This window comes from Streptomyces sp. col6, assembly GCF_008042035.1.
Lineage (GTDB): Bacteria > Actinomycetota > Actinomycetes > Streptomycetales > Streptomycetaceae > Streptomyces.
The window spans coordinates 53,495-64,678 of record NZ_RDBL01000002.1 but is presented as its reverse complement, the minus strand read 5'-3'; the positions used below and the strand labels follow the sequence as shown (position 1 = coordinate 64,678).

The following is an 11,184-nucleotide window of genomic DNA, read 5'->3' as shown; positions in this document are numbered from 1 at the left end:
GCCGAGGACACCGCCCCGGCACCGGCCCCGCCCCGCTCCGCGACACCGACGCGCTGCCGAGCAGGGGACGCGGCCAGGCGCTCGCGGGGGTGACCGCGCTGCACACGCCGCGCGACCCGTTCGAGGCGGCCGGGTCGTCCGGCGCGGAGGCGCGGGAGCCCTTCCCGGACCGGGAGGAACAGGTCCAGGGCACCCCCGCCGGCCGGCCTGCCGGCCACCCCTTCGACGGTTCCCTCGGCGGTCCCGGGCAGCCGCAGACGTCCTACCCCCGTCCCGGGCAGCCGGGGCCGTACGACCACCCCGGGGCCGATGCCCCGTACGGCGGTACGGACGGGCACGCGTACGGCCACCGGGACGACACGTATGGCGGGGTCCGACAGGACGACCGCGCCTACGACGGTGCCGGGCAGGGCACGTACGCGGACGCCCAGCAGCCGTACATGACGGCCCAGGGCCAGTACCCGGTGGCGCACCAGGCGTATCCGGAGGCCGGGGAAGCGTACGGGGCTCCGCAGCAGCCCTACCCGGACACGTATCTGCCGGGCGAACTGGACGCGGACGGCTTCCCGGTCTCGCTTCCCCCGCAGCCGGAACCGGCCGTCGTGCACCCCGGACAGCCGTCGGCCGGACCGGGCCTTCCGCTCTCCCCCGGCGCGGGATGGCCCCGCACGGGCTCGCCCACGGCCGGCGCCGGACCGGACGCCGGACCGGGCGACCTCGCCCCGCCGCCCCCGCCCGGCGTGGAGGCACCGCTGCCGCGCCGGGTCCGCCAGGCCAGCCTCGCGGACGAACTGCGGATCGCCCCGGCCGGCCCTGCCGCCGCGGACCGGCCGTCGGAGCCGTCCGAGAACCCGCCGCCCCGGTCGGCCCCGCATCGCGCCGGTGCCGCCATCGGAGCCTTCCAGCGCCGCTCCCGTGCCGCCCGCGGCACCGACGAGCCGCCGAAGCAGCCCGATCCCTCCGCCCCCCTCTTCACGGGAGAAGAACGGACATGACACGCACTACCGCCACGCGCCAGGACCTCGACTGGCTGCTCGACGGCCTGGTCGACTCGGTGGCCGAGACCCGGAACGCCGTGCTGCTCTCCGACGACGGGCTGGTGGTGAGCCACTCGCGCACCGTCGAGCGGGCCGACGCCGAACGGCTGGCCGCCATCTGCACCGGCCAGCAGAGCCTGGCCCGCGGTGTGGGCCAGCTCTTCGGGGGCGGCGGCGTGCACCAGGTGATCGTCGAGCTGTCGGACCTGTGGCTCTTCATCATCTCGGCGGGCCAGGGCACGCATCTGGCCGTCGTCGCCTCGCAGGAGGTGGACGCCGAGGTCATGTCGCTCGCCATGCACAACCTGGTCCTCCAGGTCGGCCAGAAGCTCAGCACCCCGGCCCGGAGCGACTTCGACGCCTTCGGCGCCGGAAACGGCCCGCGCGCGTGAACGCGCACTGGCCCTACCGCGAGGACGAGTTCGACGACGGGGAGGACGGGGCGGGCACGATGGTCCGCCCGTACACCATCACCCGTGGCCGGACCGCGCCCGAGCGGGACGACCTCACCCTCATCACCGTGCTGACGACCGCGCACGATGCGCCGGACGCACACGGGGCGGCGGTCCGTCCGGGCCGGCTCCAGCCGGAGCACCGGCTGATCCTGGAACGCTGCCGGCGTCCCGCCGCGGTCGCCGAGGTCTCCGCGGGCCTCGACCTGCCGGTCTCGGTGACCAAGATCCTGCTGGCGGACCTGGTCGCCGCCGGCCTGCTGATCGCCCGCGCCCCGCTGTCGGTGGCGCGGGCGTCGGGCGGTGCCGACATGAGCGTACTGGCCGCTGTTCGCGACGGACTCCGGAGACTCTGAGCCAAGATGACCACCAGTCAGACGGCGCCCACCGCCGTGAAGATCCTGATAGCCGGCGGCTTCGGCGTCGGAAAGACCACCCTCGTCGGCGCGGTCAGCGAGGTCGCCCCGCTGCGCACCGAGGAGTTGCTCACCCAGGCCAGCGTCGGCGTCGACGACCTGGCCGGCGTCGGGCAGAAGGACACCACCACCGTGGCCCTGGACTTCGGCCGCATCACGGTCAGTCCGGAGCTGGTCGTCTACCTGTTCGGCACCCCGGGCCAGGAGCGCTTCTGGTTCATGTGGAACGACCTGGTCAACGGGGCCCTCGGCGGCGTCGTGATCGCCGACACCCGACGGCTGGAGACCAGCTTCGCCTCGATCGACTTCTTCGAGAGCCGGGACATCCCGTTCGTCGTCGCGATCAACTGCTTCCACGGCCACAACACCCGTACGCCGGGGGAGATCCGGGCCGCCCTCGACCTCGATCCGCACGTCCCGCTGCTGGTCGGTGACGTACGCGAGCGGCCGTTCGGCCGGGATGTGCTGCTGGCCCTCGTGGACCACCTGATGAGCCTGCCCGTGGCCGTCGGCTGACCCCTCCCCGTTCCTTCTTCCTCCCCTTCTCGCTCTGGAGAGATCCGACATGGCAACATCCCTGCGCGTCCTGATCCACGGCGGCGGCATCGGCGGGCTGACGCTCGCCACCGCCCTGGCCCGGCGCGGCCACACCGTCGAGGTCGCCGAACTCCGCGACGAGCTGGACGCCCTGGGCGTCGGCATCATCCAGCCGTCCAACGCCCTGCACGTGATGCGCGAGATCGGGGTGCTCGACGACTGCCTCGCAGCGGGCTTCGAGTGGGAGGTCCTGACCATCGCGGACCCGGCCGGCAACACCCTGGCCGCGATACCGCAGCCCCGCATGGGCGATGCCCCGTCCAACAACGGCATCCCTCGTCCGGCGCTCGCCCAGGTGCTGGGCGCGGCGGCGGCCTCGGCCGGTGCGAAGATCCGCTTCGGCACGACGATCACCGAACTCGCCGACGACGGCGAGGGCGTGGACGTCACCCTGTCCGACGGTACGGCCGGACGCTGGGACCTCGTCGTCGGCTTCGACGGCATCGGCTCGCCGCTGCGCACCCGGCTGTACGGCGACCGCTACGCCCCCCAGTACACCGGCTTCGCCAACTGGCGCGTCACCGTGCCCCGCCAGGAGCAGGTGCGGGGCGTCGTGATGGGCACCGCGGGCCAGGCGGCCAAGGCGCTGCTCACGCCGATCACTGACGAGCTGATGTACCTGGGCACGGTGTTCCCCGAGGCCGAGGACTTCCGGCCGGACGCGGAGAAGGCCCACGAGCAGCTGAAGGAACGGCTGGTGATGTTCTCCGGGCCGGTCGCTGAGGCGCTCGACGCGGTCACCGGTCCGGAGGCGGTGGTGTACTCGCGGATCTCCCAGGTGACCGTCGAGGAGCCGTGGCACGTCGGCCGGGTGGTCCTGGCCGGGGACGCCGCGCACGCGAGCACCCCGCACATCGCGCAGGGTGCGGCGATGGCGGTGGAGGACGCGCTGGTGCTCGCCGAGTCGCTGGACGCCGAGGCGGACGTCGCGGCGGCCCTGGACGCGTGGGAGGCCCGGCGCCGCCCGCGCGCCATGTGGGTGCAGGCGATGTCCCGTGCGGTGCTCAAGCAGGAGACGGGCGGCGAGACGACGCCCGAGGAGGACGAGCTGCTGAAGATCGGCATCCCGGGCGCGGCCCACGTACTGGTGCAGCCGTACTGATCTTCTCTCCGTACGCCTCTCTCCGTACGCCCCCGCAGGTCCCGGTTTCCGGGGCCGGCGGGGGCGTACGCCGTTCAGGGCAGGACCGCGATCCCGTCGAGCTCGACCAGGGCCTGTTCGTCCCAGAGCCGCGCCGCCCCGATGACGGCCATGGCCGGGTAGTCGCGGCCCGCCAGCCGGCGCCAGATCCGGCCCAGTTCGGGGGCGTGCGCCCGGTAGTCGGCGACATCGGTGGCGTACACCGTGACCCGGGCCAGGTCCGCCGGGGAGCCGCCGGCCGCGCGCAGGGCGGCGAGGAGGTTGCCGAGGGCGGTCGCGAACTGCTCGGGCAGGGTGTCGCCGACGACGGTGCCGTGCTGGTCCAGGGCGGTCTGCCCGGCCAGGAAGACCAGCCGGCCGCCGGTGGCGGTGACCGCGTGGGAGAAGCCGGTGGCGGGCGAGAGTTCGTGCGGGTTGATGCGGTGGATCGGGCTCATGCGGTCGGCTCCCGGGTCGCGTACAGCTCCTTGGCGATGATGGTGCGCTGGACCTCGCTGGCCCCCTCGTAGATGCGCGGGGCGCGGACCTCCCGGTAGAGGTGTTCGAGCAGATGGCCGCGGTGCAGGGCGCGGGCGCCGTGCAGCTGGACGGCGGTGTCCACGACGTACTGCGCGGTCTCGGTGGCGTACAGCTTCGCCATGGCGGCCCGGCGCGGCACCCCGGGCTCCCCGGCGTCGTGGGCGGCGGCGGCCGCGTAGACCAGCAACCGGGCGGCCTCGGTGCGGGTGGCCATCTCGGCGACCTGGTGGGACACGGCCTGGAGGCCGGACAGGGGCCCGCCGAAGGCGGTGCGGGTCGCGGTGTGCTCCACCGTGGCGTCCAGGGCCGCCCGCGCCATGCCGAGCGCGAAGGCGCCGACGCTGGGACGGAACAGGTTCAGGGTGTCCATGGCGACCGCGAAGCCCCGGTCCGGTGCGCCGAGCAGGTCGTCGGCGGTGACGCGGACCCCGTCGAAGGCGAGGGCCCCGATCGGGTGCGGGGAGAGCATTTCCAGCGCGGTACCGGTCAGCCCGGGGCGGTCGGCGGGGACCAGGAACGCGGTGACGCCGCGGGCGCGGGCGCCCGGGGTCGTACGGGCGAAGACCGTGTAGAAGTCGGCCTCCGGCGCGTTGGAGATCCAGCACTTCTCGCCGCTCAGCCGCCAGCCGCCGGAGTCCGGGGCGGCCTCCAGCGCGAGGGCCCCGGCGTCGGAGCCCGCGCCCGGCTCGCTGAGCGCGAACGCGGCGACGGCCCGGCCCGCCCGCACCTCGGGCAGCCACCGCTCGCGCTGGGCGGGGGTGCCCGAGCGGAGCACCGGGAAGCCGCCGAGGCCCTGGAGGGCGAGGGCCGTCTCGGCCTCCGTGCAGCCCCGGGCGAGCGATTCGCGCAGCAGGCAGAGGTCGAGCGCGCCCGAGCCGAACAGCCGGTCGAGGAGGCCCAGGTCGCCGAGGGCGGCGAGCAGCGGGCGGTTCACGTGCCCCGGTTCACCGCGTGCGGCGATCGGGGCGAGCCGGTCCAGGGCCAGGGCGCGCAACTCCTCGCACCAGGCGGTCTGTGCCGGATCGAGCGAGAATGCCGTCATACCGGCGCCTCTCTGGTCGAATCGAATGCTCCCGGGCATCTTTATCGCGGACCGTTGACTACCGTCACCCAAACGATACGCTCCAAGGGCGACAAGGGGGCGATCCTTCATGGACCCGAAAACCTCAGCGCACATCGACGGCTTCGCCAGGGAGCACCTGCCACCGGTGGACCAGTGGCCGGACCTGCTCCTCGACCTGCCCGAACTGCACTATCCGGACCGGCTCAACTGCGCCACCGAGCTGCTGGACGGCACGGCCGGCCGCCTGGGCCCGGACCGCCCCGCCTTCCGTACGCCCGACGGCGGAGTGCTGAGCTACGGGGAGCTGCGGGACCTCGTCGACCGGATCGCCCATGTCCTCACCTCGGACCTGGGCGTCGTCCCCGGCAACCGCGTCCTGCTCCGCGGCCCCACCACACCCCGGCTGGCCGCCTGCTGGCTCGCGGTGCTGAAGGCGGGGGCCGTCGCCGTCACCGTACTGGCGCAGCAGCGGGCCTCCGAGCTGGCGACGATCTGCTCGATCGCCCGGGTGAGCCACGCCCTGTGCGACGCGCGTGCGGTGGACGACCTGGCCGCGGCGCAGGTCCCGGGGCTGCGGATCACGGCGTACGGGGGTGACGGGCACGACGACCTGCTGCGGCTGGCCGCCGCCCGGCCGGGGGCCTACGCGGCGGTGGACACCGCGTCGGACGACGTGGCGCTGATCGCCTTCACCTCGGGCACCACCGGCCGGCCCAAGGGCTGCATGCATCTGCACCGCGATGTGCTGGCCATCGCCGACACGTTCTCGCGGCACGTCCTGCGGCCGGTCCCCGACGACGTGTTCGCGGGCAGTCCGCCGCTCGGCTTCACCTTCGGGCTCGGGGGCCTGGTGGTGTTCCCGCTGCGGGTGGGCGCGTCGGCGCTGCTGCTGGAGCAGGCCGGGCCCAAGCAGCTGCTGCCCGCCCTGGCGGAGCACCGCGTCTCCGTGCTGTTCACCGCCCCGACCGCGTACCGGGTGATGCTCGACCAGCTCGACGGGCACGACCTGTCGGCGCTGCGCCGGTGTGTCTCGGCGGGCGAGAACCTTCCCGAGGCGACCTGGCACGCCTGGCACGAGCGGACCGGGCTGCGGATCATCAACGGCATCGGCGCCACCGAGCTGCTGCACATCTTCGTCTCCGCCGCCGACGACGCGATCCGCCCCGGCACCACCGGCGTCCCGGTCCCCGGCTGGCAGGCCCGTGTGGTGGACGCCGACGGGAAGCCGGTGCCGGACGGCGAGCCGGGCCTGCTCGCCGTGCGCGGCCCGGTCGGCTGCCGCTACCTCGCCGACGCACGGCAGCGGGACTACGTACGGAACGGCTGGAACATCACCGGCGACACCTATGTGCGCGACCCTGACGGCTACTTCCGGTACGTGGCCCGCGCCGACGACATGATCATCTCCTCCGGGTACAACATCGCCGGCCCCGAGGTCGAGGAGGCCCTGCTGCGCCACCCGGAGGTGGCGGAGGCCGCGGTGGTGGGGCAGGCGGACGAGCTGCGCGGCCGGATCGTGGCGGCGTACGTGGTGGTGCGGGAGGGGTCCGCGCTGACGGAGGACGCGCTGCGGACGTTCATGCGGGCGGAGCTGGCCCCGCACAAGTGCCCCCGCCGCATCACGTTCCTGCCCGCGCTCCCCCGGACCGCCACGGGGAAACTGCAACGGTTCCGGCTCCGTGCGGAGGAACCCGGTGCGGCGGGCCCCTCGCCGGGCCGAGAATGATCACATGGCCGAACCGCACACGCCCCGCTCCCTGATCGTCACCCTGTACGGGGCGTACGGCCGCACCCCCGGCGACGGGCCGATGCCGGTGGCCGGTCTGGTCCGGCTGCTCGGCGCCGTCGGCGTGGACGCTCCCGCCGTGCGCTCGTCCGTCTCCCGGCTGAAGCGGCGCGGGCTGCTCGTCGCCGCGCGGACGGCGGACGGGGCGGCCGGGTACGCGCTGTCGGCGGACGCCCGCCAGCTCCTGGACGACGGCGACCGCCGCATCTACCGGCACCCGGAACCCCGCGAGGAGGACGGCTGGGTGCTCGCGGTGTTCTCCGTCCCCGAGGCCGAGCGCCACAAGCGGCATCTGCTGCGCTCGCGGCTGTCCCGGCTGGGGTTCGGCACGGCCGCCCCCGGTGTCTGGATCGCCCCGGCGGGGCTGTACGACGAGACCCGGCACACCCTGGAGCGGCTGGAACTCGCCCCGTACGTCGACCTGTTCCGCGGCGACCACCTGGGCTTCACCCCGACCCGGGAGGCCGTCGCCCGCTGGTGGGACCTGGACGCGGTGGCCCGGCTGCACCACGACTTCCTGGAACGCCACGAACCGGTGCTCGGGGCCTGGGAGGCACGCGGGGACGGGGCGGCGGACCCGGAGGCGGCCTACCGGGACTACCTGACGGCGCTGGACTCCTGGCGCCGGGTGCCGTACGCCGACCCGGGGCTGCCCCGGGAACTGCTGCCCGCCGGCTGGCCGGGCGCCAGGTCGGCCGAGGTGTTCCGGGCGCTGCACGAGCGGCTGCGGGACGCGGGGGCGCAGTTCGTGCGGGCGTAGACGGGCTGCGCGGCGGGGTGAGGTGCCGGTCAGCCCAGCGTGAGCCTGGGCTTCGGCGCGTCCGTGCGGCCGGTCGGCGGGGTGCGGCTGCCCGCGCGGTACGGGAGGGGCCAGGGGGCGCCCGGACCGCTGTAGCCCTGCTCGGCCGCCGCGTGGAGCGTCCAGTGCGGGTCGTACAGGTGGGGGCGGGCCAGGGCGCAGAGGTCGGAGCGGCCCGCCAGCAGCAGGGAGTTGACGTCGTCCCAGGAGGAGATGGCGCCCACCGCGATCACGGGCACGCACAGGGTGTTGCGGATGCGGTCGGCGTACGGGGTCTGGTAGGAGCGCCCGTACTCGGGCCGCTCGCCGGGGACGACCTGGCCGGTGGAGACGTCGATGGCGTCGGCCCCGTGCGCGACGAACGCGCGGGCGATCTCGACGGCGTCCTCAGCGGTGGTGCCGCCCTCGGCCCAGTCGGTGGCGGAGATCCGGACGGTCATCGGCCGGTCGTCGGGCCACAGCGCGCGGACGGTGTCGAAGACCTCCAGCGGGAAGCGGAGCCGGTGGGCCAAGGGTCCCCCGTAGGCGTCGGTGCGGTGGTTGGTGAGCGGGGAGAGGAAGCCGGAGAGCAGATAGCCGTGGGCGCAGTGCAGTTCGAGGAGGTCGAACCCGCAGGCGTCGGCGCGCCGGGCGGCGGCGGCGAACCGCTCGCGGACCGCGTCGAGCCCGGCCCGGTCCAGGGAGTGCGGGACCTGGTTGACGTCCGGGGCGTACGGGAGCGGGGAGGCGGCGGCCACCGGCCAGTTGCCGTCGTCGAGGGGCTGGTCGATGCCCTCCCACATGAGCTTGGTGGAGCCCTTGCGGCCGGAGTGCCCGAGCTGGACGCCTATGGCGGTACCGGGGGACGAGGTGTGCACGAAGTCGGTGATCCGGGTCCAGGCGGCGGCCTGTTCGTCGGTGTAGAGGCCGGTGCAGCCGGGGGTGATGCGGCCCTCGGGGCTGACGCAGACCATCTCCGTCATGACGAGCCCGGCACCGCCGAGCGCCCGCGCGCCGAGGTGGACGAGGTGGAAGTCGCCGGGGACGCCGTCGGTGGCCGAGTACATGTCCATCGGCGAGACGACGACACGGTTGCGCAGCTCCAGACCGCGCAGCCGCAGCGGCGTGAACATCGGCGGGGTGGCGGGCGGGCAGCCGAACTCCTCCTCCACACCGGACGTGAACCCGGGGTCGCGCAGCCGGAGGTTGTCGTGGGTGACGCGGCGGCTGCGGGTGAGCAGGTTGAACGCGAACTGCCGGGGCGGCTGGTCCACGTACGTGCCCAGCTCCTCGAACCAGCGCAGGCTGGCCGCCGCCGCACGCTGCGTCGACTCGACGACGGGCCGGCGCTCGCTCTCGTACGCGGCGAGCGCGGCCGGCAGCGAGGGATGCTCCTCGACGCAGGCGGCGAGCGCGAGGGCGTCCTCCACGGCGAGCTTGGTGCCGGAGCCGATGGAGAAGTGCGCGGTGTGCGCGGCGTCCCCGATGAGGACGGTGTTCCCGTGCGACCAGTGCTCGTTGACGACGGTACGGAAGGTGAGCCAGGCGGAGTTGTTGGAGCGCAGGGGGCGGTGGCCGAGCGCGTTCGCGAAGATCTTGGCGCACTGGTCGACCGACTCGGCCGGGTCGGGGACGTCGAAGCCGGCCGCGCGCCAGACCTCCTCGCGCATCTCGACGATGACGGTGGAGGCACCGCCGCCATCCGGCGACCGCGAGAACGGGTAGGCGTGGAGCTGCATCACGCCGTACGCGGTCTCGGCGATCTCGAAGCGGAAGGCGTCCAGGGCGAAGTCGGCGGCGAGCCAGATGTAGCGGCATCGGTGTCCGGTGACGCGAGGGCGGAAGCTCTCGGCGTGGGCCTCGCGGGTGGCGCTGTGCACGCCGTCGGCGGCGATGACCAGGTCGTGCGTGGCGGCGAGTTCGGCGGCGGACGGGGCCCGGGTGCAAAAGCGGAGGTCGACGCCGAGCCCGGCGCACCGCTCGTGCAGGATCTCCAGGAGCCGGCGGCGGCCGAGCGCGGCGAAGCCGTGGCCGCCGGAGGTCTGGGTGTGGCCCCGGTGCACGATGTCGATGTCGTCCCAGCGGACGAACTCGCGCTGGAGGGCGCGGTGCACGACCGGGTCGGCGTGTTCGATGCCGCCGAGGGTCTCGTCGGAGAGGACGACGCCGAAGCCGAAGGTGTCGTCGGGGGCGTTGCGCTCCCAGAGGGTGATCTCGCGTGCGGGGCCGAGCCGTTTGAGCAGGGCCGCCGCGTAGAGCCCGCCGGGGCCGCCGCCGATGACCGCGATCCGCTGCGGGCCGGCGCCCGGGGCGGTCATTTGCCGCGCCAGGCGGGCGGCCGCTTCTCGCTGAACGCGGCGTGGAATTCGGCGTAGTCCTCGCCGTGCATCAGGAGGGCCTGGGTGGCGGCGTCCATCTCGACGGCGGCGGCCAGCGGCATGTCCAGCTCGGCGGTGAGCAGCGCCTTGGTCTGGGCGAGGGCGAGCGCGGGGCCGTCCGCGAGGCGGCGGGCGAGCGCGGCGGCGGCCTTGTCGGCCCCGCCCTCGTCCGTGAGCTCGCTGATCAGACCGATCCGCTCGGCCTCGGGCGCGCGGACGGGTTCGCCGAGCATCAGGAGCCGGGTGGCATGGCCGAGGCCGACGACCCGGGGCAGCAGATAGGCCGCGCCCATGTCGCCGCCGGAGAGCCCGACCCGGGTGAAGAGGAAGGCGAACCGGGCGCTGGGGTCGGCGACGCGGAAGTCGGCGGCGAGGGCGAGGACGGCGCCCGCTCCGGCGGCGACCCCGTGGACGGCCGCGACGACGGGGAACGGGCACTCGCGCACCGCGCGGACGACCTGGCCGGTCATCCGGTTGAAGTCCAGCAGCTCGGCGGTGTCCATCGACAGGGTCGCGCCGATGATCTCGTCCACATCGCCGCCGGAGCAGAAGCCGCGCCCCTCGCCGGCCAGGACCAGGGCCCGGACGGAGCGCTCCCGGGCCAGCTCGGCCAGCAGGTCGCGCAGGTCGGCGTAGGCGCCGAAGGTGAGGGCGTTGAGCTTCTCGGGCCTGGCGAGGGTGACGGTGGCGACGCCGTCCTCGACGGCGACCCGCAGGTGGCGCCAGTGCTGCGTACGCGGTACGGAGCCGGTGAACGGGCTCATGGCGGGGTATCCCCTTCAGCCGTCGCTGCTGCCTGGCCTCGAATTTATCACCGTTACGTGACTGCCGTCACGAGTGCGCGATACACGGCCCGGCGCGGATCTCGTGACGAACGTCCCCTTCGTACCGGGCGGCAGACCCTTGTCCGTGTCGCACGGCTTCGTAAGCTGGGGCCAAGAAGTCTTGAGCGCGGAAACGTCTGAGCCCAGGACCGCCGCGCCCACCCCGAACGGAAACCTCGTGCCCCCCGACGGA

General features: G+C 74.3%; 10 protein-coding genes and 1 pseudogene. 7 read left to right on the top strand and 4 right to left on the bottom strand.

What is annotated here, in order from left to right; genetic code table 11:
- The 5 genes and pseudogenes from EAO73_RS00440 to EAO73_RS00420 form a co-directional block, all read left to right on the top strand.
- Positions 1-995: pseudogene (locus EAO73_RS00440) on the top strand (hypothetical protein); the annotation flags it as partial.
- Complete coding sequence (locus tag EAO73_RS00435; protein WP_147969453.1) at positions 992-1,429, top strand: roadblock/LC7 domain-containing protein; 438 nt, start codon at positions 992-994, stop codon at positions 1,427-1,429. The pseudogene EAO73_RS00440 and the gene EAO73_RS00435, both read left to right, overlap by 4 nt.
- Positions 1,426-1,845 (top strand): DUF742 domain-containing protein, encoded by a 420-nt coding sequence (locus EAO73_RS00430; protein ID WP_147969452.1) that lies wholly within the window; start codon positions 1,426-1,428, stop codon positions 1,843-1,845. Before EAO73_RS00435 ends, EAO73_RS00430 begins: the two co-directional genes overlap by 4 nt.
- Positions 1,846-1,851: 6 nt before the next feature.
- Complete coding sequence (locus EAO73_RS00425; protein ID WP_147969451.1) at positions 1,852-2,421, top strand: GTP-binding protein; 570 nt, start codon at positions 1,852-1,854, stop codon at positions 2,419-2,421.
- Between the two features lie 49 nt (positions 2,422-2,470).
- Positions 2,471-3,604, top strand: coding sequence for an FAD-dependent monooxygenase (locus EAO73_RS00420; RefSeq protein ID WP_147969450.1), 1,134 nt, complete (start codon positions 2,471-2,473; stop codon positions 3,602-3,604).
- A 74-nt stretch (positions 3,605-3,678) separates the two neighbouring features.
- Here EAO73_RS00420 and EAO73_RS00415 read toward each other — a convergent pair whose 3' ends face one another.
- Both EAO73_RS00415 and EAO73_RS00410 read right to left on the bottom strand, forming a co-directional pair.
- Entirely contained in the window at positions 3,679-4,080 is a 402-nt protein-coding gene (locus tag EAO73_RS00415; RefSeq protein ID WP_147969449.1) for a RidA family protein, read from the bottom strand.
- A complete protein-coding gene (locus tag EAO73_RS00410) occupies positions 4,077-5,204 on the bottom strand; it encodes an acyl-CoA dehydrogenase family protein (RefSeq protein ID WP_147969448.1) in 1,128 nt (375 codons plus the stop codon). Before EAO73_RS00410 ends, EAO73_RS00415 begins: the two co-directional genes overlap by 4 nt.
- A 109-nt stretch (positions 5,205-5,313) precedes the next feature.
- Here EAO73_RS00410 and EAO73_RS00405 point away from each other — a divergent pair, with 109 nt between their 5' ends.
- Positions 5,314-6,951 (top strand): AMP-binding protein, encoded by a 1,638-nt coding sequence (locus EAO73_RS00405; protein WP_147969447.1) that lies wholly within the window; start codon positions 5,314-5,316, stop codon positions 6,949-6,951.
- Positions 6,952-6,955: 4 nt separating this feature from the next.
- On the top strand, positions 6,956-7,771 hold the full coding sequence (locus tag EAO73_RS00400; RefSeq protein ID WP_147969446.1) for a PaaX family transcriptional regulator C-terminal domain-containing protein: 816 nt from the start codon (positions 6,956-6,958) through the stop codon (positions 7,769-7,771).
- Between the two features lie 29 nt (positions 7,772-7,800).
- Here the strand turns inward: EAO73_RS00400 and EAO73_RS00395 are convergent, their stop codons facing one another.
- Positions 7,801-10,107: a bifunctional salicylyl-CoA 5-hydroxylase/oxidoreductase gene (locus EAO73_RS00395; RefSeq protein ID WP_147969445.1), complete on the bottom strand. Its 2,307-nt coding sequence runs from the start codon at positions 10,105-10,107 to the stop codon at positions 7,801-7,803.
- Positions 10,104-10,931, bottom strand: coding sequence for an enoyl-CoA hydratase family protein (locus EAO73_RS00390; protein ID WP_147969444.1), 828 nt, complete (start codon positions 10,929-10,931; stop codon positions 10,104-10,106). Before EAO73_RS00390 ends, EAO73_RS00395 begins: the two co-directional genes overlap by 4 nt.
- Between the last annotated feature and the right edge of the window lie 253 nt (positions 10,932-11,184).